This is a genomic window from Paucihalobacter ruber, from assembly GCF_006494535.1.
In the GTDB taxonomy this organism is placed as follows: Bacteria; Bacteroidota; Bacteroidia; order Flavobacteriales; family Flavobacteriaceae; genus Paucihalobacter; species Paucihalobacter ruber.
In genome coordinates this window covers 288,601-315,287 of record NZ_VHIQ01000001.1, presented here as the reverse complement: position 1 = coordinate 315,287, position 26,687 = coordinate 288,601, and the positions used below count along the sequence as shown (strand labels likewise).

General features: G+C 37.5%; 14 protein-coding genes. 7 read left to right on the top strand and 7 right to left on the bottom strand.

The genetic code is table 11. The annotated features are described in order from the left end of the window. Positions 1 to 10: 10 nt before the first annotated feature. The 7 genes from FJ651_RS01375 to FJ651_RS01345 all read right to left on the bottom strand — a co-directional run bounded on the left by FJ651_RS01375 (position 11) and on the right by FJ651_RS01345 (position 14,320). Positions 11 to 1,651 (bottom strand): right-handed parallel beta-helix repeat-containing protein, encoded by a 1,641-nt coding sequence (locus FJ651_RS01375; protein ID WP_140988599.1) that lies wholly within the window; start codon positions 1,649 to 1,651, stop codon positions 11 to 13. A 110-nt stretch (positions 1,652 to 1,761) separates the two neighbouring features. Beyond that, complete coding sequence (locus tag FJ651_RS01370) at positions 1,762 to 3,213, bottom strand: sulfatase (protein ID WP_140988598.1); 1,452 nt, start codon at positions 3,211 to 3,213, stop codon at positions 1,762 to 1,764. 113 nt (positions 3,214 to 3,326) lie between these two features. Next, positions 3,327 to 4,124 carry a T9SS type A sorting domain-containing protein gene (locus FJ651_RS01365; protein ID WP_140988597.1) on the bottom strand — a complete coding sequence of 266 codons (798 nt, stop codon included), beginning with the start codon at positions 4,122 to 4,124 and terminating at the stop codon, positions 3,327 to 3,329. Between the two features lie 76 nt (positions 4,125 to 4,200). Next, positions 4,201 to 5,541 (bottom strand): glycosyl hydrolase, encoded by a 1,341-nt coding sequence (locus FJ651_RS01360; protein WP_140988596.1) that lies wholly within the window; start codon positions 5,539 to 5,541, stop codon positions 4,201 to 4,203. Between the two features lie 20 nt (positions 5,542 to 5,561). Next, complete coding sequence (locus FJ651_RS01355; protein WP_140988595.1) at positions 5,562 to 7,103, bottom strand: RagB/SusD family nutrient uptake outer membrane protein; 1,542 nt, start codon at positions 7,101 to 7,103, stop codon at positions 5,562 to 5,564. Positions 7,104 to 7,110: 7 nt separating this feature from the next. Next, complete coding sequence (locus tag FJ651_RS01350; RefSeq protein ID WP_140988594.1) at positions 7,111 to 10,191, bottom strand: SusC/RagA family TonB-linked outer membrane protein; 3,081 nt, start codon at positions 10,189 to 10,191, stop codon at positions 7,111 to 7,113. A gap of 130 nt (positions 10,192 to 10,321) precedes the next feature. Further along, the gene (locus FJ651_RS01345; RefSeq protein ID WP_140988593.1) at positions 10,322 to 14,320 is read right to left on the bottom strand and encodes a hybrid sensor histidine kinase/response regulator transcription factor; all 3,999 of its coding nucleotides are present in this window, start codon (positions 14,318 to 14,320) and stop codon (positions 10,322 to 10,324) included. A 265-nt stretch (positions 14,321 to 14,585) separates the two neighbouring features. On the opposite strand from FJ651_RS01345, the gene galB reads away from it, so the two are divergent. From galB to FJ651_RS01310, 7 genes are all read left to right on the top strand, one after another. Next, positions 14,586 to 17,096 carry a beta-galactosidase GalB gene (gene galB, locus FJ651_RS01340; protein ID WP_140988592.1) on the top strand — a complete coding sequence of 837 codons (2,511 nt, stop codon included), beginning with the start codon at positions 14,586 to 14,588 and terminating at the stop codon, positions 17,094 to 17,096. A 103-nt stretch (positions 17,097 to 17,199) separates the two neighbouring features. Next, the gene (locus tag FJ651_RS01335; protein ID WP_140988591.1) at positions 17,200 to 18,042 is read left to right on the top strand and encodes a hypothetical protein; all 843 of its coding nucleotides are present in this window, start codon (positions 17,200 to 17,202) and stop codon (positions 18,040 to 18,042) included. A gap of 241 nt (positions 18,043 to 18,283) precedes the next feature. Further along, positions 18,284 to 19,708: a sulfatase-like hydrolase/transferase gene (locus FJ651_RS01330; protein ID WP_140988590.1), complete on the top strand. Its 1,425-nt coding sequence runs from the start codon at positions 18,284 to 18,286 to the stop codon at positions 19,706 to 19,708. Continuing rightward, the gene (locus FJ651_RS01325; protein WP_246085287.1) at positions 19,698 to 21,281 is read left to right on the top strand and encodes a sulfatase family protein; all 1,584 of its coding nucleotides are present in this window, start codon (positions 19,698 to 19,700) and stop codon (positions 21,279 to 21,281) included. The genes FJ651_RS01330 and FJ651_RS01325 overlap by 11 nt, the downstream gene beginning before the upstream one ends. A 14-nt stretch (positions 21,282 to 21,295) precedes the next feature. Then, a complete protein-coding gene (locus FJ651_RS01320; RefSeq protein ID WP_140988589.1) occupies positions 21,296 to 23,599 on the top strand; it encodes a glycosyl hydrolase in 2,304 nt (767 codons plus the stop codon). Between the two features lie 9 nt (positions 23,600 to 23,608). Continuing rightward, on the top strand, positions 23,609 to 25,057 hold the full coding sequence (locus tag FJ651_RS01315) for an arylsulfatase (protein WP_140988588.1): 1,449 nt from the start codon (positions 23,609 to 23,611) through the stop codon (positions 25,055 to 25,057). Positions 25,058 to 25,061: 4 nt separating this feature from the next. Next, on the top strand, positions 25,062 to 26,636 hold the full coding sequence (locus FJ651_RS01310; protein WP_140988587.1) for a sulfatase: 1,575 nt from the start codon (positions 25,062 to 25,064) through the stop codon (positions 26,634 to 26,636). The last annotated feature ends 51 nt before the right edge of the window (positions 26,637 to 26,687 follow it).

Here is a 26,687-nt window from a genome sequence, read left to right as displayed (position 1 = left end):
TTGTATCGTTTTATTTTGGTTCTATGGCACCAATACTTGGTGTTTTACCAATAGTATTACCCAAAATATCAGTTTTAAGTTGAAGCGATTCTGATGTAAAAAAATCGTCTTCCGGTAAAGGGTTTATTAGGAGTCCTTTTTGTTTGACCAAATCTCTAGCTTTTGGTAAATAGTCCTCTATCGTTAGTCCGCCTGCATTTAAAAATTCAGGATTACCATAAAATGGCGTTTCATCGGTTAAGCCAATTTCATTGGGCCAGTTCTCTTCACTCAAAAACAGATTGTGCTTAAAGAAGACTTGTTCGCTGGCCGTTTTATTGCTGTTATCAGGTACATATTGATCGCCTTTTACCATTTTAGAATCACCTAACAGATAAAATATATTATTAGCGATTAAAATGCCTTTTGAAGTATTGTCAACCGCAAATTTTGAAATAATTGTCTCGTCAACGTACATGGTGTTGTTATAAAAGTAAGAGTTTACGGGTCCTTTTCTTGGGCTTTTATTGCCTTGGTAACCACTTAGCCAAAATAGTTTTCCTTCTTGAAAGGCGCCGTTTTCGCCTTTTATTCTATGGCCGTCGTTTACACTTACATTATAGCGGTACACACAGTTGTAGTTATTGCCCAGTATTTCACAAAATCCACCGGCATTGTGTGCGCTTAAATTATATTGAATAACAATGTCGTTACAATTAAAGTCTATATGAACACCTGCAGAGTCTCCGGGACCGTTGGCGTACATAAATTTGTTTTTTTCTATCAATACATGGTCGGAGCCCCAGGTCCATAATCCGCTGCCGCGACCCCATTTTCTGGTATCGTTATCACTGCCGGAATATGTAACAACATTGTTTAGAACATGAACATTTGTCACTTCAGACATCTGAATTCCCGGTCCGCCGGTGTAACTAACCTCATTATTGTCTATAATGATATTGCTAATATTCTTTTGATTACCTGTGAGTTTAATACCGGTATGTGCAACATTATTAATAATATTATTTTTGAGGGTGATGTCTTTTATAATCGCATTTTCATTTTGATTGATAATTCTTATTCCCCAACCGTATTTTTGGGTGCCATTGGCGGTTTTCACCTCTTCTAAACCCCGAACAAAACCTTTATTTTCATAAAAAACATCAAAAATTTCTAAATGATCCAAGTAAATATGCTCAACTATAGTTGCAGCTTTATTCGTCAATAAAATACCACAACGTCTATTGAAATCTTGAGGTGTATTAGCGTCGTATCCATTGCCTGTAAGCTTGATATTTGAAATATTAATGAAAGAAGCATCTTCAATATGTATGCCTGCTTCAAAATTTTTAAAATCAATTACCGCAGGTTGAACCGTTTCAGAGTTATCCCAACTAACAGAAGTTACAACAATTGGATTATTTTTTTTGCCACTTATTTTTGCGAGGAGTAATGTCTCTTTAAATGTGGTTCCTGATGCTAAAAAAATAGTGTCGCCGGGCTTTAAGCTTAAACTGTTTAGCTTTTTCAGGCTCTTAAAGGCTTGTGATTTATTGGTGCCATTATTTTGGTCATTACCTAACTCAGGATGAAAATAGTAATTGCTTTCATTGGGTTGAGAACAGCAGTTCAAACTTAAAAGTAAACAAACAAAAAGAAGTTTTGAAGTCATTATAAATAACTTGATAAAATTAATAAAGTAGTATTGGAATATTTAGAATAATTGCTTGTCAAGATTTTAAGGTATTTGACTGATTAAACGCCATTTACAAGAATTTTAAATTAAGGGTTATTGTTTTTAGCCTGGGCCACTGTTTTCTTTTCTTTTGGCTCTTTAAACAATACTTCTTTGTTTTCCATCAATCGCTGGTGAATGTGATAGGTAACGTCCTCCCACGCATCTCCTTCACGCCATAAGGGAGCCATCATTTGTTCTTCCCATTTCAAAAGATTGTCCTGTAAAGTTTGATGGATTTCTTTTTGAGAATCGATTAAATTATCCATTTCACCTAAATCTTCACTCAGATTATATAGCGTAGTTCCGTAATTTTCTAATCTAATTAATTTGTGTTGGCCCAAGCGTGCGGCAGCTTCATCCAATTTTCTCCAGTATAACTCCTGATGTGGGTTACCTGTTTTTTCACCCTTTAGAAATGGCAATAAATCTACACCGTCTAAAATTTGATTCTCTTCGGGTTTAATGCCGGCTGCAGATATTGCGGTACTAAAAATGTCAAGTGATGAGGTTAAACCGTTAAAAGTGCCGTTAGTTTTAAGAACCGAAGGCCAGCTTACTATAAAAGGTACGCGATGACCTGCTTCAAATTTATTGCCCTTCCATCCTTTTAATGGTCCGTGTTTTGAATCGTTATTATGAGCGCCACCATTATCACTTAAAAAGAAAATAAGGGTGTTGTCTAATAAATTGAGCTCTTCTAATTTGTCTCTGAGTTTACCAATATTTTGATCTAAAGACCAGGTCATGGCTGCCAAAACTGGTCTGTCGTGCCCTTCATATTTTTTTAGGTCTTCTTCTTTGGCTTCCATAGGAGTATGCACGGCGTTGTACGATAAGTACATAAAGAACGGTTGGTCTTTGTTTTCTTCAATAAAGCTAACCGATTTATCGCCCAAAACATCGGTTAGATAACCGTCAAAAGTTACGCGTTCATTATTAAATTGGAGCAGGTGTTCGTTGGAAGGGTTTTTCATTGGGAAATACGACCTACCGCCACCTAAAAACCCGTAAAATTCGTCAAAACCTCTGTTGTTTGGATGGTTGTGTTCTTTGGCGCCTAAGTGCCATTTACCAATGGCTATGGTTTTGTAATTATTTTTCTTGAAGACATCTGCCATGGTAAGCACGTTTTTAGCCAAACCAATATCGCCTGTGGTGGCGTCACCTGTGTGATTGGCTTCAAAACCAAAGCGCTGTTGGTATTGACCGGTCATTAAACCTGCTCTTGAAGGTGCACAAACTGTGGCACTAACATGTGCATCAGAAAAAACTATACCGTCTTTAGCTAAACTATCTATATTTGGTGTGTCTAAGTCTTCACTTCCCATAAAACCGAAATCGGCGTAACCGGCATCATCTAGTAAAATAATTATGACGTTTGGTGTTGGTTTTAATGTTTTATCTGCCACCACCAATAGCGCCTCATTCGAAGTGTTTTGTTTACATGATAACAGGCATAAAACTGCTAAGAGGTAAAGGGAAAGACTTTTTTCCATCTATAGATACTTCATTGTTTTAATTAAAAGGCAGGCGCAATAAATATTTATTTCGTTTTAGGGTTAGTTAGAACGCACCTGCCTTTTGGGTTTTAGCTATTAATCTTTAATCTTTATTCCTTTACAAATTTATAGGTGCCTGTTACATTGTTAATGTAAGTTTTCATTAAGTAAACACCATCGGTTAAGTTTGAAACGTTGATTTGGGCACTCGTTTTATTTAAGTTTGTAGTTAATACTTGCTGTCCTAACAAATTAAAAACTTCAACTTTTTCGATTGGTGCTTGTGCATTTAAGTTCAACATATCTTTTACTGGGTTTGGATAAACTGTAAATCCAAATTGTGCCAGATCCTGAACTGATAGTTCATTTTCTGTGATGCTAAAATCGTCCATTCTTGTTCCGTTATTTGGACCTCCAGAAGCTCTTGTTTGTTTGAATATGTATAGAAGCAAATCTGATTGTGGTGCTTCGAATTCTAGTGTGAACTCAGTCCAGTTTAAATCTCCTGCACTAGGGTCTATGTAGAATCCTATGTTTGGTTCAAATGGTGTTCCATTAACACCTCCGGTATTTTGTCTTATTGAAACAAAAATACCATCAGTGGATTCCGGTAGGCCTTGTCCTCCAACAAATTGATTCCAGAACTTCAAGGTGTAAGTTATGCCTGCCTCTGCAGTAAAGGCCTGTCTGATGTTTCTAAAATCGTTTTGTAAATTTAGAAATTGCTCACCGGTACGTGCAATGGCTGGGTTATTGTTGACAGTGGTTCCGCTAGCCTGCCCAGTGGTCCATGGTGTTGTAGGGGTTCCAGTTGGCATCCCTTCAAAACCTCCTTCAAGAAGTAGATTTTGTCCATAGCTAATAGTGGCCACGAATAAAAATGCAAGTAATTGAGTAATTTTTTTCATAATGATAAAATTTAATGGTTAATATTTAAGTGATTTAAAGCCTGCCATTTTTATAATGACAGGCTTTTTTGTTGTTTTATTCTTTAATTTTTAATGATACATCATCTAAGAAAAATGCTGGGAACGGCGGATTAACTTGACCTTTAAAAAAGACAAATCGAACATCTGTAACACCTTCAGGTACTGTAAACTCATAGACCGTTTCTTCCCAAACATCGGTTTGCGGCATTGGAGACAATGTGAATAATAAATTGTTTACACCTCCGGTTCTGTCTCTAATAGCAGCTGAAAACGTGTTAGGAACCTCTTGTATCCATTTAGACCAAAATCTTAAAACGTAAGTTTGTCCGGGCTCCACAACTGTTTCTTGAAATAGAGAGGCGTCATTGTTTTGTAATCTGCCTGAAAAATTTCCTGAATGTGGCTCTGTAGTGGCACTAGATTGTACGTCGTTTTTAAATCCTTGCCATGGTACAATTTGCCCGGTTTCAAAACCGCCGTTTACAATTAATTCATTTTCGTCTTCTTCAACCACAAATTCGGTATCAACGCCGGGACCAATTATTGGATTTGGACTAATGCTGGCATATAGTTGACCAACCGGTGTAATCATATGGTCTTCATCAAATAATGCAGAGCTTCTCAACGGCGCTTGTACACCACTAAACCAGGCATATCTGTGAATCCATTCTATAGCGTCGAGAGCAGGTAGTACTTCAGACATAAAGTTCATGACCTGTGCTTCGCTATAGCGATTGTTGGCAGGAGAAGTGGCATTCCAGTCGGCTACCGCAAACTCTGTAATCCAAATTGGTCTGTTGCCATAGGCGTTGTAGGTGTCTTTTAATTTCTTGATGAATGCACCCACATTAATGCCTCCATAACTGTGTAGTGCAATAATGTCTATACGATAACCAAGTGCGTCGGCACGTTCCATAAACTCTCGCATCCATGGATTTAATGGGTCCACAGTAGCAGGAGAAATAAGCGGTAAACCTATTTCCTCTAATCGAGGCCAAAGTTCAATGGCTTGATCAACCGTCATATTGGCTTGCGAAGCACCGTCGGGCTCATTAAAACCCATGATGTACTTTATTTTGCCTTCGTTTTTTAGTTGAATTAAACGCTCAATATTAGCGTCGTTTACTGAGCCGGCACCCCAAAACATGGGAACATAATCTACATTTTCAGGAATTTCATCTCTTAATACATTGCCCCAGCTGTACATCCAGTGGGCGTTCATTTCGCTGGTTTTGTGTGACCAGCGCTGTGAATTATTGGTAAATGCAACGCCGCGCTTGTTGTCGGCACTATTGGTCATTTCTGAAAATTCTGATGGTCCAAAATCTCCAATTTCATTCTTTTCGCAACTAAAAAATATTGCGATGATTGCTAAAAATAATAATTGCTTTTTCATTGTTGCTTAATTTTTATTAATTACCAATTCGGGTTTTGTACTAAATTAGGATTGACGTCAATTTCAGCTTGTGGAATTGGAAACACTTCTGAACGTTTACCTAAATATTGTGGGTTATAGGGTCCAACCGGATCTGCAGCGGCTCTTGCAACGGCTTGCTCAACCTCGTTCCAACGCTTTAAATCCATAAAGCGTAAGCCTTCAAACGCCAGTTCTACTCTACGTTCGTGACGTACAATATCACGTATTTGCGATTGAGAACCGATGCCTTCTACATCTTGTACGCTCGGCATATTAACACGCGCTCTCACTTCGTTAACTAGTGCGGCAGCTCCATTGAGATCGCCTGTTTCAACCAATGCTTCGGCACGCATTAACAGTATATCGGCGTAACGAATAATATAAAAGTCTTGTGAACCGTCACCAAATACGGCTGTACCGTCAGGCCCCGGGCCACGTCTGATGTATTTGCGCTGTCCGTAGCCGGTTGGACTGTTGCCTGTAAACGCTCTAACCGGTTCGTCTAACCATTGGTCACCAACAAAATAAATACTGGCATTGGCTCTTGGGTCTCTGTTGGCACCTTGATTACTAGGATTGTATAAAGGTGATTCTGTGATTGGCAAACCATCTGTACAGTAGTAATCAAATACTAAATTTCTCATGGGGCGCATATCACCTTTAGGCGAAGCTAAAAAGGTGGCAGAAAAATTTTCTCCGTTTGAGGTAGCGGCATTTCTAAAAAATCTGGCTGCAAAAACAATTTCATTAGATGTTTCGCCTGCTTCAGTAAATAATTCAGCATAGTTAGAATATAATGAGTAACCTAATCCTATAGCTTGGTTGGTTAAATTAAGCACTCCAAATTCACCATCGTAAACTTGATTGTATAGTTGAACTCTCGCAAACAGTCCTAGAGCGGCGCCTTTTGTGGCATAACCAAATAGTTCGTCTGGTTGTCTAGTGGGAAGAAATTCTGAGGCTAATGTTAAATCTGCGACTACCTGAGCATAAATTTCATTGTAGGTATTTTTAGCTACGAAGGCTGTTTCTAAGGTTTGAGGTTCTAAAATAAGTGGCACCTCTTCAAAGTAAACCGAAAGATTGAAATAAAATAAAGCCCGTAAAAAATACGCCTGACCTAATAATTCTTGCTTTGTAACTTGAGGAATGACCTCATCAGACACATTTTCTAAATTAAATATTACAGCGTTTACCCGAGCAATACCGCGATAGTGGTCGTTCCAAATATTCAATATTGGTCCGAAAGTTGGGTCTGTGGTACCTTCCATGAATAGACCGGGACCCTCCCATTTAAAGGCGTTGAAACTGTTGTCGCCAAACCCGTCGAATCCGGGAATACCTTGAAATCCGTTAAGGTTACCACCGTACATGGATCTGCTTTGTAACACGTCGTATACGCCGTTTAGTGCTAAAAACGCGTCAGCTTCGCTGGTCCAAAAATTGTTTTCGGCAATTTGTGTTAAAGAAGAGCGGTCTAAAAAGTCTTCACTACATTGAAGCAGTGTTACAGACAAAAGAATAATTAAAAGCTTTTTCATAGTTTGTTTACATTTTTAAATTTAAACCTAAGGTTACAGTTTTATAAAGTGGTGGGTTTCTGTTGCTTTGCGCGCCGCTACCACCTTCAGGATCGAAGTTTTCTAATCCGGTAAAGGTGATGAGGTTTTGTCCACCTATAAATATGCGCATTTTGTCAACATTTATTTTTTCTAACACCTTCTTAGGAATTGAGTAGCCAAATTCAAAGTTTTTAAGTCTTAAATAAGAGGCATCCTGAATGTAGAATGTAGATACCTCTGCGTTGTTTTGACCGCCAAGTCTTGGTAAGTTGTTACTGGGGTTTTCCGGCGTCCATCTGTTTAGCCAATAAGTTAATACGTTACTTCTGTCATCAACCATTGGTAGGTTACCATTACCCTGTAATAATCTATCTACGCCACTAACACCTTGAAATAACAAGTTTAGGTCGAAGTTTTTGTATTCAAAAGAGGCGTTAAAGTTGATTAATAAATCCGGATTTGGATTTCCAATTATGGTTCTGTCAAAAGCATCTACTACACCATCAGGTACGCCATTTGGCCCTGAAATATCTGCATATTTGATATCACCCGGGCCGGTATTAACGTTGGAAAATTGAGTAGGAGAGTTGGCTATATCTTCCAGGCTTTGGAAAATGCCAATGGCCTGATAGCCATAATACGCTCTAAAAGGTGCACCAATACGGATGATATTAATGTTGGTAATGGTTTCTTCGCCCCCAACACCTAAACCGGTAACTTCATTTTTAAGGAATTTGGTAAGGTTGGTACCTACATTAAATTTTAAATCGCCTATATTACCTCGATAATTCACTGCTAGTTCCAATCCGCGGTTAATCATGGAAGCCGCGTTTTGTGCGCCTAAATTTGTTACTCCTAACGTATTTGGTACAGGGAAATTGGTATATAAAATATCTTTACTGTTTCTGTTAAAGAAATCGGCTATTACTTCAACTTTATTTTTAAACAGACTTAAGTCCATACCAATGTTGTATTGCTCTGTTTCTTCCCATCTAATGGTTGGATTGGCTAAACTGGTAACGGCCACACCTGATACTTCGTTATTATCTCCAATTACATAATCTAAACCGGGATTGTAGGCTTGCTCAAATATGTAATTGCCAATTCTGTCATTACCACTAATACCCCAACTGGCTCTTAATTTAAAGTTTGAAACAAAATCAAATTGCTCCATAAAATCTTCTCTAGACACATTCCAACCAAGTGATGCAGAAGGGAAATTACCATATCTATTTCTTGGTCCAAATTTTGAAGAACCATCGCGTCTTAAGTTAAATTCGGCTAAATACTTGCCGTCATAATTGTAGTTAATTCTTCCGAAAAATGATTGATAAGCCTCTTCACTTGCGCCACCGCTTACGGCCGGTTCTACGATACCACCGGCATTAAATTCCTGAAGGTTGTCAGTTGGAAAACCACTAATACTGCCACTAAATCCATCTGTTCTAAAATATTGAACCGAATGCCCAAGTAGAACTGTGAAGTTGTGAATGTCGTTGATGCTGTTGTTGTAGGTTAATATATTTTCGTTAAGCAAACGATATTCAAAATTGGTGCTATTGTTTAAAGAATTCAGCAACCCTGAGTTGACTTCTCTGCCTTCCCAGTCGTTTAATCTGAACCTCGGTGTAAAATTTGAACTTTGTCCGTAAACGGCATTAATACTGCCGCTGGTTTCGAAAGATAAATTTTTGGTAAAGTTTAGTTTAACAGCGGTTCTGTTCGAGATGTTAATATTATCGCTGTTAAAATCGCCAAAGAAACCTCTTCTTAATGGGTTTTGAGTTTGAAATGACGGGTTATCTCCCAGCCAGTTGCCATCTACAATACCATATTCGCCGTTGCTGTAAAACAAAGGAATGGTAGGGGCTGTTCTTTGGAACGAAAAGATAATACCATTATCACCATCAAAAGCGTTTTGTCCGCCGGCAGGACCTTCGTTACGTCTCCAAAAACCATTGAAAACATTGTTTACGGAAATCCAATCTTTTATTTTAGAATTTAAATTTAAACTCAGGTTATAACGTTGCGACTGGAATTTACTTCTAATAATAGATTCTTGCCCTAAATATCCCAAAGATATTCTAAAGGTTGTTTTTTCATTGCCGCCCGAGAAAGAAAAGTTGTGATTTTGAATAGGCGCATTTTGTAAAACAGCATCTGCCCAGTCCGTATTGGCAAATTGATCGGGTAAAGAGCCTGTTCTGATAGCTTCAATCTGTTCTGCTGTATATCGCGGAATAAAACCGGGACCATCCTGATTTCTAAATTTTTCATTAATTAACAATGCATAATCCAGAGAATTTAAAAATTTTGGCTGTACAGTTACGGCTTGAGAACCATAAAAACCGTTGTAGCTAAATTCTGCACGGTCGCTTTGACCACCGCGCGTAGTTACTAAAATAACACCGTTAGCACCGCGGGCACCGTAAATGGCACTGGCGGAGGCATCTTTTAAAACAGTGATACTTTCGATATCGGCAGGCGCCAAGTTGTTGAATGCAGCCAAATCGTCGTATTGGATATTGTCTATTACTACAAGCGGTGTGGCATTTCCGAAAGTACCAATACCTCTAATAACAATAGACGAGCCGTCTGATCCCGGGTTACCACCGGTTTGTGTTAATTGAACTCCTGAAAATCTACCATATAATAATTGGCCTGAGTTGGTTACAGGTTGGTTAACTTCTTCCTTAAAACTAACTGTTTGTACAGACCCTGTTAAGTTAACTTTTTTCTGTGTGCCATACCCTACTACAACTACTTCATCTAATTGCGCAGCATCCTCAGCTAACTGAAAATCATAGGAGGTTCTGTCATCAATTCGTGTTTTCTGAGTTGTAAAACCAATAAAAGATACAACCAATACTTCTCCTTTAGAAGCTTCAATTGTAAACAACCCATCAAAATCTGTAGTGGTACCTCTTTGTGTGTTTTCTATCATTACAGTGGCGCCCGGTAAGGGTTGCCCTATATTATCTCTCACAGTACCGGTTATTGTTGTTTGGGCATATAAAAAAGGCCCCGCTAACATGAGTAGCAATAATTTAAGAATTGGTATTTTCATATTGTTTAATTTGGTTAATTAGCCTTAATGGTTTAACTACCATACAAAGATGAAATTAACCATGCAAAGTTTGAAGGTGATATAAATCAATCATGGGGTACAAATCATTCATTCGTACGAAAACGTTGTATTAACGCTGTTCTTGAATAATTTCTTTGTATTTGGAAGGTAAACAGTTAAACTGTTTTTTGAATGATGATTTAAAATATTTATAGTCGTTGAAGCCAACGTCGTATGCAATTTCATTTAAATTTAAATCTGTGGTTAAAATTAAATAAGCAGATTTTTTTAATCTAACCGATCTTATAAACGCGGTGAGCGATAATCCTGTGAGCGATTTAATTTTTCTATATAGAGTGGATTGACTCATGTTTAAGGCATCAACCATGCTTTCGATACCAAAGGCTTCATTATCGATATTTTCTTCTACCAATAGGATGGCCTTGTTTATAAATGCGTTTTCAGTATCTTCAGTATCGGTGTTGTTTGAGGTTGGTTCAAAACGAACTTTGTTAAGTAGGTGAGACCTTAACTTTTCGCGGTTCTCTAATAAACTGGCAATTCTGGCTTTAATAACTTTGGCATTAAATGGTTTGGTGACATAATCGTCTGCGCCAGTTTTTAACCCTTCAATTTCAAAAACAGTCGATGTTCTGGCAGTTAATAAAATTATGGGTATATGAGAAGTAATAATTTGAGATTTCAATTCTTTACAAAGTGTGATGCCGTCTTTGCCCGGCATCATCACATCGCTTAGGATTAAATCCGGGATTTCGGTTGACGCTATTTCAAAACCCTCGTCTCCGTTAGTGGCTTCTATAATATTATATTTATCTGATAAGATGCCCTTGAGGTAGGACAGAATTTCAACATTATCGTCTATGATCAATACAGAATGTTCTTTGGCGTTGATATTGAGATTGTCAATAGGGTTCTCTATTTCAAGACTTTCGTAGGCCTTCATATTATCGGTAGTCACAAAATTTTCGTTGATGATGCCTTCATATAACTGAGGATTCATAGAAAGTTTTACGATAAATTCGGTACCTATATTGGGTGCGCTTTTAACGCTTATGCTACCGTGATGTAGTTCTACAATTCTTTTTGAAAAAGACAAGCCAATACCACTACCAATGAGCTGTGCCGTGCTACCGGACTTAATTTGAAAAAATCTATCAAATATTTTTTCTAAATCTTCCTCCTTCATACCTATACCGCTGTCTTTTATTGAAATGATACAGTAATCGCTATCACTGCTAACTTCCATCCTTATTTTGTCGCCCGGTTTTGTGTATTTTAAAGCATTAGAAAGTAGGTTACACAATACAATTTCCATTTTATTACGATCAAACGGGAATTGAATTTCATCTTGTTTAGCTTTAAACTTGTATTTGATGTTTTTAGCTTTTGCCGCTTCTTTAAAATACAAATGTACTTCTCTTGAAAATCTTACAAAATTGCCATGAGAAACATCCAGTTTTAACAATCCGCGGTCTGCCTTCCTAAAGTCTAATAACTGGTTGATTAAGTTTAATAGTCTGTTGGTGTTTCTATCAATATAACTTAGATTTTTAACAACCTTAGGTGGTAGACTGTCGTCGTCTAAAAGTTCTTTAAGGGGTGTGATGATAAGGGTTAACGGAGTTCTGAACTCGTGGGAAATATTGGTGAAAAAGGTGAGTTTGGCTTCGGTTAATTCAACTTCTTTTTCTTTATCTATACGAGCAATTTCAAGATTGTTTTTAAGTTTAAGCTGATAATTATTAGTTTTTATAAGGTAGTAAATAATGGTTGAAATTATGAGCAAGTATACAAATATGGCTAATGGACTTAACCATGGCGAACTCAATATTGTGATATTTAAAGCTTTTGCTTCGCTCCAATTTTGATTGTCTCTGGTGGCCTTCACCTTTAAAGTGTAATTTCCAGGAGCTAATCCCGCAAAATTTATTTCGTTTCTGTTTTGAAGGTCAATCCATTGCTTCTGATAGCCTTCAAGTTGATATTTGTATTTTGTGTTGAGTTCGCCTAAAAAGTCGTTGGCAACAAAGCTTGTGGAAAAAAAGTTTTGTTGATGCGTTAGTTTGATGTTGCTGGCATAGTTAAAATTATCGTCGAGTATGGTATTGCCGGGATTAAACTGAATCAATTCATTGTTAACTCTTAAATTGGTAAACACCACTTCTGGGACTACATTAAAATATTTAATCCCAGATGGATTGAAATAGGTGATATTATCAATGCCGCCAAAATATAGGGTTTCATTTTGGTAGTTGTGAAAACTTCGGTTATTAAACGAGGTAGTCTTTACACCGTTAATGTAGGCATAACTTGTAAGGTCTTTATTTTTAGTGTTATATTTTACAATTTCGGTATGTGTACTGAACCATAAATTTTCCTGATCGTCAAATGTGAGTGCGCAAATAAAATCGCTGTTGAGTCCGTTTTTTTGAGTTAAAACCTCTAAAGTTTTTAATTTGTTTTGACCGTGCTCTAATTTGAATAATCCGTTTGGTGTTGCCAGCCATAGCAGATTATCTTTTATTAAAAGCTGATTAATAATAATGATAGATTGTGAGTTTTCTAGCAGTTCAGATTGATGAATAAAACGATTCCCGGTCTCATCCCATTTATGAAGTCCGTTGTAAGTGCTAATCCATAAATTATTTTGGTTATCTTTTTGAATCGATGTAATTCGATTACTTAGAATTTTTCGGTTGTTTTGCAGGCGCTCAGAAAAGAACTCAAAAGTATCAATATCTTCTAAATTATCGAGTAGTCCAACAGCCAAACCTCGCTGTTGGGTACCTATGTAAATGCGATTATCTTCAATGAAAAATGTAGTAATTTTACCGATATCGGCTGATTCGAAAACTACCTTTTCCTTATTTAAATCATAAATATAAAATGACCCACCGGTGCCTATAAATAACTGGTTTTTATGCGGGTATATAACATTGATTCTTATGTTTTCTAAACCTTCAACCGGTGTTAAACTTTCAAAAGTATCACCGGAAAATAACCCGTTATTAGTTCCTACAAAAATTTGCGTATTGTTTTTGTAAAGACTTGTGCAGTTAAAATGTGATTTTAAGTATGGGTCTTCAATCAGCTCATTGGCGTTTTTAAAACCATTTCCTTCGGCAAGTTTAACCAAGCCACCGTTGGTAGTGGCCAGCCATATAACATTATTCTCATCTTGATGCAGACAGATAACTGTACTGTAGTTGCCTGCAACCTTATCGGGTGAAGCTCCGGTTAAATCAACCTTCTTGAAATTCGTAACATTCTTATCGCTTCTGTAAACGCCGTTTCCCCATGTGCCAATCCAGAGTCTATTGTAATTATCGAGCATAAGCTTTCTGGAAAAACTACTTTCAACATCCGTATCCATGACCTCTATTTCGGTGGTGCTATAGTTATAACTGAATAGTTGTTGGTTTTTGCCCGCTAGGGTAATCCACAATTTATTGCGTTTGGCATCCGGCAGAATATCACTTATTTGACCTTGAATTAAATGTTGTTTGAGCTTTTTGTTAAAATGATCGTAGAGATAGAGTCGGTTACCTGCGCAAAACCAGATGTTATTATTAAAATCTTTTACTATAGTGTAAACTATCTGATTAAACGGGTGGTAATCTATCAGCTTTCCGTTTTTATGATCTATTACAAACACACCATCGCTCCAGGTGCCAACCCAGATATAACCATTAATATCTTGAGAAATGGCTGTTACTCTTAAATCGCCAGACATATGTTGGCGTAAGATATTGTTATAATTTTTTACGGTATTATGTTTAATATCTAAGCAGGCTATACCGCCACTTTTGGTGCCAATCCACAGATTAGAATCTTTGTCGATAAACAATGGCGCTTCTACATTCTCGTTTAACAGTTCGGTAAAGTTTTCACCCGGTTTGATGTATTCAAAATCGAAGCCATTAAACTTAGTAATGCCATTTTCTGTGCCAATCCACTTAATATTTAAGTCGTCGCTAACAATCCCGGTTACATAATTATGAGACAAGCCCTGTTTCGTGGTTACAAACTCAACAACATAGTTATTTTCTTCATCTTGACTTAAAACAAATTGAGAACAAATTATTAAAAACAGTAAGATATATTTCATTATTGACGTTTATGGCATTAAATATAATATCGTCTTAGAACTTTAGCCGATTATCATCTGCTGTAAATGTAAAGAATTAGCCTAAATCTAGACCATTTTTACCCATTGATTGAACAATTAGCACCCCCTAATAGCATAGATTAATGCTTTTCTTTATACAAAATTAATAAAACACCTAAATGTTTCCTTAGAACATTAAAATTATAAAGTAAAACTAAAGTTGATTAAAACTTAAAAATTTGAGGATTGGCATATTTGTAAAATAATGAAATTAAAAATAATTAAATCAATATTAAAAAGCTTATTTATTCTAATGATATTGTCGTGTTCTACGCACAAGAAAGAATCCCCTTTACAAACGAGAGAACGCGTGTCTTTTAATGAAAATTGGCTATTTCAAAAAACAGAAGATTCCGCCGCAACACAATTTGATTACGATGATTCCCAATGGCGCCCCGTAAATGTGCCTCACGATTACGCCATCGAAGGGCCTTTTAAACCTGAATACAATCCACGTACAGGAGGTTTACCAATACATGGGCAGGCAGTTTATCGCAAAAAATTTTTCGTTGACAAAGAGAAACAGGGAAGTATCATAAGCCTTGAATTTGAGGGCGTCATGAGTAATGCCACCATTTATATCAATGGTAAAAAAGTCTATCATCGCCCTTACGGGTACATCGGTTATGAAATAGATATTACACCCTATGTTAAATTTGGCGAAGAAAATTTGGTCGCAGTGCACATGGAGCAGGATGTGCTGTCTGCGCGTTGGTACACCGGTGCGGGGATATATCGAAAAGTGTGGTTAGAAACCAAAAACCCTATTCATATTGCGCATTGGGGAACACATATTTCCACTCCCGAAATTTCTTCAGAAAAGGCTACTGTTTCAGTTGAAACTAAAATTAATAACAAAAATGCTTCAAATAAAGGAGATTACTTTTTACACACCCAAATTTTTGATGAAAATGGAAAGGAAGTTGCTTCCAACAAATCTGAAATAGAGTGGGCTAATAAGAAAAATTCAACTAATAAACACAATTTAACCATAGTAAATCCCAATTTATGGGATATCAATGCGGCTTATTTATATAAAAGCGTTTCCACTATAGTTAAGGATAATCAAGAAATCGATCGTTATGAGACTTCGTTTGGCGTAAGAAGTATTGAATTTTCAAAGAAAGGGTTCTTTATCAACGGCCGGCAGGAGAAAATACAAGGTGTTTGCTTACATCATGATTTAGGGCCTTTAGGAGCAGCGGTAAATCTTCGCGCTACTGAGAGACAGTTGCAAATCATGAAAGACATGGGTGTCAATGCTATTCGCACCGCGCATAATCCGCCTTCTAAAGAGCAATTAGAACTCTGTGATAGAATGGGAATTTTAGTTCAGGTTGAGGCGTTTGATATGTGGGCTATGCCCAAAACTGAAAACGACTACAGCAATCATTGGGACGAATGGCATGAAACCGATTTACGGGATATGATTAAACGTGATCGCAATCATCCATCTGTCATCATGTGGAGCATTGGCAATGAAGTGCGTGAACAAAAAGAAAAAGATGGGCACCTTGTTGCAGAACGACTAGTGGAAATATGCAAAGAAGAGGACCCGAACAGACCCACCACTGCCGGATTTAATATTTTAACAACCGCTTTAAATAATGGTTTAGGCAATGCGATAGATTTGGTTGGGGCCAATTATAAACCTACACAATATGCACAAGTTATAAAGAATTATCCAAACATGATTGTTTATGGTTCAGAAACCGCATCTACGGTATCTTCTCGAGGGGTGTATCATTTGCCTTTAGAAAAGTATGATAAACATCCTTCGTTACAGGTTAATTCTTACGACTTTAATAGTCCGCCTTGGGCATATCCACCCGATATTGAATTTATGGCGCAAGATGCTATGCCCAATAACATAGGTGAATTTATCTGGACAGGCATCGATTACTTAGGTGAGCCTACGCCTTATGGCGGAAAAGACAATTTAACTCACGGCAATTGGGACGTCGATTGGCCATCCAGAAGTTCCTATTTTGGCGCAGTGGATCTGGCCGGTTTTCCTAAAGACAGATTTTATCTCTATCAAAGTCAGTGGACAAATAAGCCAATGGTGCATCTTTTACCACATTGGAATTGGGAGGATTCAGGGATAACCGAAATTCCGGTATTTTGCTATACCAATGCCGAAGAAGTAGAATTATTCGTGAACGGAAAATCCATGGGCAAGAAAACAAAAGGGGTCGATAAAACACGTATTCCAGTGGATTTTTATGCTTGGAATCGCCAAGAAAAATTTTATGACTCACCGTATCGATTGAGCTGGAATGTTCCATATAAACCTGGAGAAATCGAAGTAGTGGCTTATATTGATGATAAAGAAGTAGCTAGAAAATCTATCAAAACCGCTCAAGTTCCTGCACAAATTTCACTGGAAGCAGACAGAAATGACATTCATGCAGATGGCGAAGATTTGTCATTTATCACTGTAAAAATAGAAGATGAAAATGGGGTTTTTCATCCCTTGGCTGATAATTTAGTAGAATTTAAAGTTTCAGGACCAGCAAGCATAGTCGCGGTAGGAAACGGCAATGCAGCTTCCACAGAACCTTTTCAAGCCAACTATAGAAAAGCATTTAACGGGATGTGTTTATTGGTAGTGAAAAGCAAAAAAGGAGAAGAAGGAGAAGTTACCATTGAAGCTACTTCGGAAGGTTTAACACCGCAAAGGATCACGCTACAAACCAGATACTATTGTCTTTGAATGATTATAAAACAATGAAGAGTAACCCCAGTTTTAAATTTTAAATTTTCACGAAAACTCGAAATTATTTGGCTTTCAGTGTTTAAAATATTCATATTTCAATATGAAAAATACAATTTCCGATCGTTTTGGCATAAGAAAATTGGAGTTGAAGGATTTGGAACTTCTTTGTGAAAAACTGGATATTCCGGCTAATGTATTGAGAAATTATCAAGTAGAATGCACCTTATACAATAATGACTTAACAGTTATTGAAACACAGAAAAAAGCTATAAAAACCATTACTCCTGGCGATGCTCCGTTTCAAGTTCCGATAACATGGAATTCTGAAGAGGCCCTAAGCATGATAAACGTATCCTTTGTAGATCCGCAAGGTTACAAGGTTCTAGAACAAGTAGTTCATTTAAAAGTTCCTAAAAAACCTGAGATAACATTTGTAAATACAGCTAACACTGGAGTTCGAATCTTTTTTGAAAAAAACGAAGATGCCAACGAATATTACGTTCAATACACCCAAGGTGATACGGTATATCATTCCCCTAAAACCATTAATTCTTTTATAGAAATAGAAGATGATAAGGTGAAGCAAGGTGAAACTTGGACCTATCAAGTCATTGCCGCCAATAGCAAAGGAGAAAGTGAAGCTTCAACTGCTATTGAATTAGTTAAAGATGAAGATGAATTACCGCCAATTGTTTGGAATTATAAATATTCGAACAAAAATCTATTTATCGCTTATAGCGTTTCGCCTTACGATTATGCTTACGAAGTGGAATATGGTTCAGAGCCAAATGTATATTCAAACAAATTAACCACCAAGATAAAAGGCGTTTTGAACATTCCAAACCCAAAAAAAGAGACGATGTATTTTAGAATGCGCGTCATCAAACAATGGGGCTTTGCAAGTGAATGGACACAAGAATTTAAGGTTGATGGTAAAAGGTGATTTTTAATGGACTCAAGGCTATGTTATATTGAGGAAAATGAAAACGGTGGCTCACTAAGTTGTCAATATATATAAACTGTAAAAAGTTTAAATATTTAAAGATGCTTTATAATCAATGCCATAATTTTCATCTTGACCGATACACCACCTAAGATTGAGCATTATCTCCCTACTGTATTTATAAAGGAATTCTAAATTTGAAGTGATTAAGTTAATGATTTTTTTAAGTTGAAAAATCTGAATGAAAGTAAGTTTGTTTTCTTCATTAGTGTCTGTTTTTGGGCTGTTGTTTTTAACAGCCCAGGATGGGCGCATTAACTTGCAAAGTCAACCCAACATTATTGTTATTTTGGCCGATGATTTAGGCTACGCCGATGTTGGTTTTAACGGTTGCCGGGATATTCCAACACCAAATATTGATAAAATTGCCTCTCAAGGTGTCAAATTCACCGAGGCTTACGTTAGTTATCCGGTTTGTGGTCCAAGTCGCGCCGGACTAATCACAGGCCGTTATCAGGATAGATTTGGCTTTGGTAGAAATCCATTATTCGCTCCCAACGATGTGGAAATGGGATTGCCACTATCCGAAGAAACCTTAGCCGATGCCCTTAAAAAATCTGACTACAAAACCATTGCTTTAGGCAAATGGCATTTAGGCGCCCATGAGTCTTTAAGACCCAACAATCGCGGTTTTGATGAATTTTTCGGATTTTTAAGCGGTGGCCATAGTTATTTCCCAGAAGAATGGACGCTAAGTAATGAATATGAGGTTAAAGCGCAATTCGACCCTTACAGAACAAAATTGCTTAGAAACAACGAAAGAATTGAAGAACACGACTATCTCACCGATGCTTTGTCAAGAGAAGCTGTTGCCTACATCGACCAATACAGGAGTGAGCCGTTTTTTATATATCTAGCGTACAATGCGCCGCATACGCCTTTACAAGCAACACAACAATATTTAGACCGTTTTAATCATATTGAAGATACCAAACGTAAAACCTATGCCGCTATGGTAAGCGCCATGGACGATGGTATTGGTTTGGTGTTAGACCAACTCGAAAAGTTGGGTCTAAAAGAAAATACCATTATCTATTTTTTATCCGACAACGGTGGTCCCGAATATCACAATGCCTCTGATAACGGTATCTTACGCGGTGGAAAAAGCGACTTATTTGAAGGAGGTATCAGAGTGCCATTTGCCATGATGTGGCCAAAGAAAATTAAGCCTAACAGTGTCTATGATAATCCAATAATCGCTTTGGATATTTTCGCCACTTCCATTGCTCAAAGCAAACAGCCTATAAAAACTTTAAATACTATTGATGGCGTTAATTTAATTCCATACTTAAATGGTGACATTAAAACTGCTCCTCACAATTATTTCTTCTGGAGAAAGTTTGATCATAATCAGTTTGCCGTTAGACATACCGACGGTTATAAGTTAATAAATGCAAAGAGTAATCAAAAACTATTCAATTTAAGCACCAATATTAGTGAAGACAACACTAGTGCCGAAGTTAATACCCAATTACAAAAAGAGCTTTTAAAACACTATAATAATTGGAACAATGAACTGATGAATCCAACTTTTTTGGGTTTAGGTTCCGATGATGAGTATAATGCTTTAAACCCTAACCGATTTATAAAACCAAATGAAGATTAAAACAACGATGATGAAATTATTTAAACTTTCTGGCCTCAGTATCATTTTATTGATGCTTTCATGCAAAAACGAACCAAAACAAGAAGTCGTTTCAGAAACTCAAAACACCAAACCTAATATTGTACTTATTTATCTGGATGATTTGGGTTATGGTGATTTAAGTTCCTACGGCGCCACCGCATTTGAAACGCCCAACATCGATAAGTTAGCTAATGAAGGTATGAAGTTTACTCGTGGTTATGCATCTTCTGCTACTTGCACACCAAGCCGTTACGCTATTCTTACAGGAACCTATCCTTGGAAGAATAAAGACGCCAAAATTCTCCCTGGCACTGCACCCTTAATCATCGATACTACCATGGTAACACTGCCAAAAGCTTTAAAAGCTAATGGTTACCAAACTGCAGTTGTTGGAAAATGGCATTTAGGCTTAGGAATGGGCGATGTAGATTGGAACCAACCCGTAAAACCGGGACCAAACGAAGTAGGTTTTGATTACAGCTACATTATGGCTGCAACTCAAGACAGAGTTCCAACTGTTTATTTGAAAAATGGTCTGGTTGAAAATTTAGATCCTAACGATCCCATATTAGTGAGTTACGAGCAAAATTTTGAAGGCGAACCAACCGGCACCGACAATCCCGATTTGGTTTATATGACGGGCGATCCTCAACATAGCAATACCATTGTAAACGGCGTGCCACGAATTGGTTTTATGAAAGGCGGTACCGCTGCCCGCTGGAGCGATGTGGATATGGCCGATCATTTTCTTGAAAAAGCGCAGCAATACATCAATGAGCAAAGAGATAAAGACAAACCATTCTTTTTGTACTACGCTATGCAACAACCGCACGTACCAAGAACGCCGCATCCACGATTTGAAGGTACGTCAGGAATGGGTCCAAGAGGTGACGTTATTATTGAAGCCGATTGGGCAGTAGGGGAATTTATGAAAACTCTGGAAGAAGCCGGATTACTCGAAAATACTTTGGTGATTTTCTCTAGTGACAACGGACCCGTTTTAGACGATGGTTATATAGATCAGGCTATAGAATTACTGGGCGACCACAAACCTTCAGCCGGATTACGTGGCGGTAAATACAGTTTGTTTGATGCTGGAACGCGCGTACCGTTTATAACCTATTGGAAAGGCACAATTCAACCCGGCGTATCCGATGCTTTGGTGTCGCAACTAGATTTTGCAGCCTCTTTGTCTGCTTTAACAGGAAAAGAAACAAGCACGCCGGATAGTAAAAATATTATAGACGTTTTTCTAGGAAAAAGCAATAACGGTCGCGAAGATTTAATTATTGAAGCCACCTCAAGAACCGCTTACATTAAAGGCGATTGGGTGATGATACCACCGTACAAAGGGCCAAAATTTCTTCAAAATAAAGGTGTAGAAACCGGAACTTTAGGTCAGTTTCAGCTATATAACCTAGCCGAAGACTGGTCGCAAGAAAACAACCTTGCCAACTCAAACCCCGAAAAACTGGAAGAAATGAAACAAAGCTTTGAAGCCATTAGAGGCGATGGCTATGAAAAGATTGAACAAATTAAGTTTGAGAACTAGGACTCAAAAAAGCTATGAAAAAACAACTAGTTTTAGTTCTAACATTTCTGCTGTCATCAGTTGCTATTGCTCAGCAATTAGTTTGGACCGGAACAGCCGGCAACAACAATTTTTTTGATGAGTTAAACTGGAACGATGTCGATACAAATGCCGCACCGACCAATGGAACTCTCGAGCCTGGTCTTGCCATAAACCTAGATTTAAGCATCTCCAATGTTACTTCTGAAATTACGGCCAACGGCACCATAAATTTAGGTTCGGGGAGCTTAACGTTGAACTCGGCAAAAGTTTCGGCTCATTCCATTTCTAACGGACAAATAACAATTGAATATGATGCTTATCTTGAGTTAACCAATGCAAATGCTTTACAGGGCAATTTTACTCTTAATTTAAATGATGGTGTAGGTTGGGTAAAAACAACCCAGTTAAATGCGCTTGCTGTGCATGATAACCATCTAAATCAAATTTTCGTAAACAATGCAGCTGCCATTTATGGGGCTAATTTGAGAATAGATCAGCATTACTTTAATGGTGCTGTTATTCGCAGTAATAATTTAAACACAACACCGTTAAACATATACGCCGACGAAAATCTTCAAGGTACCTCGGCAAACCTTTCAGTAGATATCATTCACAGTGGCTCCAATATTCCAAATGGAATGAACAACAATGCATCCTCTTTTCTCCTGAAAAAAGGTTATATGGTAACCTTTGCCGATATTGAAGATGGAACAGGCAGAAGTAAAAACTACGTCGCCTTAGAAGAAGATTTGTTTATAAATGAGCTTCCCGCTTATTTAATTAATAATATTTCGTTTATAAGAGTTTTACCTTGGAATTGGGTTGAGAAAAAAGGAAGAAGCGGCAATATTACCGATAACGCCTTAAATAACACATGGTTTTACCGTTGGAATAATACAGGTGACGCTACATTAGATCTTGAATATGCGCCTATGGCTTGGGGTGCGGGTGCTGCAAACGATGATGAAGACATTGAAATCTATAAAAATGAATATAAAGCTACACATGTTTTAGGCTTCAACGAACCGGACGATTGTAATGCACAGTCAGGTCAATTTAATAACCTCTGCCAAACCGATGTAGCCGTTGGTTTTTACAAAAATCTTATGAAAACCGGTTTGAGAATGGTGTCACCGGCAGGTAGAGAAGAAGCACCTTTTGGCTGGTTAAAAGAGTTTCACGACAAATGCAACGAACAAGATGTTAGAATAGACGTTATTGCAGTGCACTGGTACGACTGGGGCTCTAATCCGCAAAACAGCCCCAATGCAGATGCCAATCAAATTTTTAACCGCTTTAAAAATTACCTTACCAATGTTTACAACCTTTACGGTCTGCCCATTTGGATTACCGAATTTAATGCCAATCCCAACCGTACCAATGCTGTTAATTATCAATTCATGCAGTTAGCTTTACCATATTTGGAATCTTTAGATTATGTTGAGCGCTATGTTTGGTTCCAGCCGTTTTCAGGCACTGCCGATTATTACGATGGCTCCGGTAACCTGACTAATGTTGGTAATTTTTACGCTAATGAAGTTTCAACCCCTGCTATTACAGAAACTACTTTGGCCGAAGATAGTAACCTCGACATTTTTTACGGCGTGGTTAATCCGGTTGGTAATAATTTGATTTTTAATGGATTTTTTGAAACCGGTGATTTAACAGGTTGGAGTGGAACCAATAACGGTATTATTAATAATGAAAATGTTTTTGAAGGCACTACTTCTGGAAGAATTCTTGCCAATGCCGGATCTTTGTTTCAGGCTGTTGAAGTAGAACCCGGCGCTGAATATAATTTATCACTCTATAACAGATGGTTTGTCGCACCTTCCGCACCAATTAACATACAAATCAGAAACACCGCTACCGATGCCGTTATAGCCTCTGCCCAAAGCACCACACAAACACAATGGTCTCCATTTGAATTAGACTTCACAGTGCCCGAGGGTGTTAACAACATTACCTTTTACGTTCAAAAAGGGGCATCAACACCGGGTTGGTTTGTTGATAATATTGTATTACTCAAAAATCAAACTTTAAATGCGGGTGATGTTATCTTTAAAAATAATAATATTTACCCCAATCCTTCTAATGGTGTTTTTAATGTGAAATCTAATAGTTTTATATCTGATTACAAGGTTTATAATGTTCAAGGACAATTAATTCATGAGCAAAAAAATGTAAATTCAGAAAAATTTCAAATTGACTTATCGGGCTTTAAAAAGGGCGTTTTTATTCTGAACTTAAAATCAAATGATGGGACTGAGTTTACTCAAAAATTAATAATAAATTAAACAGTTGTAATGAAATTAATGCATGTATGGTTAGGCACTTTTTTGATGGTTTGTTTTTTTTCATGTAAAGATCAAAACAAACAAGCAGCACAGGCATCTAATTTACGTGTTGAGACATCAAAACCCAACATTATTTATATTTTGGCAGATGATTTAGGTTACGGCGATTTAAGTGTATACGGCCAAACAAAGTTTTCAACACCTAACATTGACCAATTGGCAAAAGAAGGACTGTTGTTTTACCAACACTACGCCGGGTCACCTGTCTGTGCACCATCCAGATCTGCGCTTTTAACTGGATTGCATACCGGTTACACACCTATAAGAGGTAATAAAGAAATAAGACCAGAAGGACAAGTACCGATGCCAGATAGCACCTTTACACTTGCCCAATTGCTCAAAAATAAAGGCTATAAAACGGGTGTTTTTGGAAAATGGGGATTGGGCTTTCCAGGTTCGGATGGGGATCCATTAAATCAGGGGTTTGATGAGTTTTATGGTTATAATTGCCAGCGCAAGGCACATCATTATTATCCTTATCATTTATGGAAAAATGATCAAAAAATTCTATTAGAAGGCAACATAGGAAGAAATAAAGAGCAATATGCGCCTAACTTGATTCATGAAGAGGCATTGAAGTTTATCGATAGCAACAAAGACAAACCATTCTTTCTATTTTATCCAAGTATTATTCCTCATGCTGAGTTGGCTGCGCCACAGGAATACATGGATAAGTTCATCGATAAATTCTCACCCGAAAAACCATTTAAAGGATATGATGGTGATGAAGATTACAGAGATGGAAAATACGAATCGCAAGCATATCCTCATGCTGCATTCGCTGCCATGATGACGCTGTTAGACGATCAGGTTGGTGACATTCTAAAAAAAGTGAAAGACTTAGGATTGGAAGAAAATACCATAATTATCTTTTCTTCTGATAATGGTCCGCATCAAGAAGGCGGTGCCGATCCCGATTTTTTTAATAGTAATGCCGGTTTTAGAGGGTATAAAAGAGACTTATACGAAGGTGGTATAAGAGTCCCCATGATTGTTAAATGGAAAGGTACGGTTCAAGAAGGATCAACTACCAATCATATCTCTGCATTTTGGGACGTGATGCCAACAATTGCAGAAATTATTTCAGATGATCAAATGTTTATAACCAATGGTGTTTCGTTTTTGCCAACTCTAAAAGGCGGTGAAAACCAAAAACAACATGATTATTTGTATTGGGAATTTCATGAATTAGGAGGGCGACAAGCATTGCTAAAGAACAATTGGAAATTGGTGAGATACAACATAAAAGATGAAAGGCCTTACGAGTTGTACAACCTGGAAAAAGATCCGGGCGAATTAAATGATTTAGCCAATCAGTTCCCCGAAATTGTCACCGAGCTATCTCAATTAATGATAAATAGCAGAACAGAATCTGAGATTTTTAAATTTTTAAAATAACAATATGAAGTATATTCTTTTATTAAGTTGTGTTTTAACTTTGATCACGTCATGTCAATCTCCTGAAGAGGTTCAAAAGCCAAATATTCTAATCATTTATGTTGACGATCTTGGAATTTCAGATCTTGGCTACACCGGCAGCACATTTTACGAAAGTCCTAATATAGACCGTTTGGCTTCAAAAGGCACCATCTTTACACAAGGATATGCCAACAGCCGCGTTTGCAGTCCGTCGCGCGCCAGTATTTTAACAGGAAAATTTACTGCCAGACATGGCATCACCGATTGGATTGGTGCCAAAACCGGCACCGACTGGCGTTCTCTTAACCGTCACGATAAAATGCTTCCCGCCGATTATGTTATGGCTTTAAATTTAGGTGATACGACCTTAGCTGAGGTTTTAAAAAGTAACGGATACAATACGTTCTATTCAGGAAAATGGCATTTAGGCGATGAAGGATCCTTTCCTGAAGATCACGGTTTTGATATAAACATTGCCGGTATCGATAAAGGGAGTCCTCCGGGCGGCTATTTTTCGCCTTTCAAGAATCCAAAGTTGGAAGACAAAGAACCGGGAGAAAATTTAACAATAAGGTTAGCCCAAGAAACAGTCAATTTTATAACCACAGAAAAAGATAAACCATTTTTCGCATTTTTGTCGTTTTATGCAGTTCACGGACCCATTCAAACCACCCAAGACAAATGGAATAAATACCGCGAAAAAGCAGAGAATATGGGTATTCAAGACTCTGGATTTGTCATGGAGAAAAAATTACCAATCAGGCAAGTGCAAGATAATCCCATTTACGCCGGACTGGTTGAAACCATGGACGATGCCGTTGGCATTGTATTGGAAGCTTTAGAAACTTCGGGTTTAGACAAAAACACCATTGTTATTTTTACTTCAGACAATGGCGGTGTGTCTTCAGGTGATAATTTTTCAACTTCAAACCTTCCTTTTAAAGGCGGTAAGGGTTATCATTGGGAAGGTGGTATTAGAGAACCTTTCATCGTATATGTACCATGGTTAAATTCCAATCCGAAAACTATAGATACGCCTGTCACTGCTGCCGATTTATATCCAACTATTTTAGATTTTGCCAAGATTCAATTAATGCCAAATCAACATCAGGACGGCATGAGTTTAAAACTCATGATGGAAGGCAATTCCAACTTACCTGAAAGACCACTTTATTGGCATTATCCGCATTATGGCAATCAGGGTGGCGATCCTTCATCTGTGGTTAGATTAGGTGATTGGAAGTTAATTCATTTATACGAAACGGGCGAAAACCTGTTGTTCAATCTTAAAACAGATCCCTTTGAATCACAGGATGTAGCACAAACCAATCCGGAATTAACACTTCAATTAGAGCAACAATTACTAAATTGGTTACAAAGCGTAAACGCTAAATTTCCGATACCCGATTCTGATTTCAACATAGAAGAGCGCATTATATATGACAATACAGTAGCCACCAAACGCAAACAACAATTAGAACAACAACGTAAAAATATGTTGACAAAAGATTTTAAGCCTAATGAAGACTGGTGGGGAAGTCAGGTAACAAAAGATTAAAACTGTAAAACTTATTAAATATTAATTATAGCCATTTATTGTATTTTGAAA

What these genes read in the sequence shown, in the direction of transcription:
- FJ651_RS01375 (WP_140988599.1), bottom strand. Translation starts at nt 1,651, where the DNA reads ATGACTTCAAAACTTCTTTTTGTTTGTTTACTTTTAAGTTTGAACTGC.
- FJ651_RS01370 (WP_140988598.1), bottom strand. Translation starts at nt 3,213, where the DNA reads ATGGAAAAAAGTCTTTCCCTTTACCTCTTAGCAGTTTTATGCCTGTTA.
- FJ651_RS01365 (WP_140988597.1), bottom strand. Translation starts at nt 4,124, where the DNA reads ATGAAAAAAATTACTCAATTACTTGCATTTTTATTCGTGGCCACTATT.
- FJ651_RS01360 (WP_140988596.1), bottom strand. Translation starts at nt 5,541, where the DNA reads ATGAAAAAGCAATTATTATTTTTAGCAATCATCGCAATATTTTTTAGT.
- FJ651_RS01355 (WP_140988595.1), bottom strand. Translation starts at nt 7,103, where the DNA reads ATGAAAAAGCTTTTAATTATTCTTTTGTCTGTAACACTGCTTCAATGT.
- FJ651_RS01350 (WP_140988594.1), bottom strand. Translation starts at nt 10,191, where the DNA reads ATGAAAATACCAATTCTTAAATTATTGCTACTCATGTTAGCGGGGCCT.
- FJ651_RS01345 (WP_140988593.1), bottom strand. Translation starts at nt 14,320, where the DNA reads ATGAAATATATCTTACTGTTTTTAATAATTTGTTCTCAATTTGTTTTA.
- galB (WP_140988592.1), top strand. Translation starts at nt 14,586, where the DNA reads ATGAAATTAAAAATAATTAAATCAATATTAAAAAGCTTATTTATTCTA.
- FJ651_RS01335 (WP_140988591.1), top strand. Translation starts at nt 17,200, where the DNA reads ATGAAAAATACAATTTCCGATCGTTTTGGCATAAGAAAATTGGAGTTG.
- FJ651_RS01330 (WP_140988590.1), top strand. Translation starts at nt 18,284, where the DNA reads ATGAAAGTAAGTTTGTTTTCTTCATTAGTGTCTGTTTTTGGGCTGTTG.
- FJ651_RS01325 (WP_246085287.1), top strand. Translation starts at nt 19,698, where the DNA reads ATGAAGATTAAAACAACGATGATGAAATTATTTAAACTTTCTGGCCTC.
- FJ651_RS01320 (WP_140988589.1), top strand. Translation starts at nt 21,296, where the DNA reads ATGAAAAAACAACTAGTTTTAGTTCTAACATTTCTGCTGTCATCAGTT.
- FJ651_RS01315 (WP_140988588.1), top strand. Translation starts at nt 23,609, where the DNA reads ATGAAATTAATGCATGTATGGTTAGGCACTTTTTTGATGGTTTGTTTT.
- FJ651_RS01310 (WP_140988587.1), top strand. Translation starts at nt 25,062, where the DNA reads ATGAAGTATATTCTTTTATTAAGTTGTGTTTTAACTTTGATCACGTCA.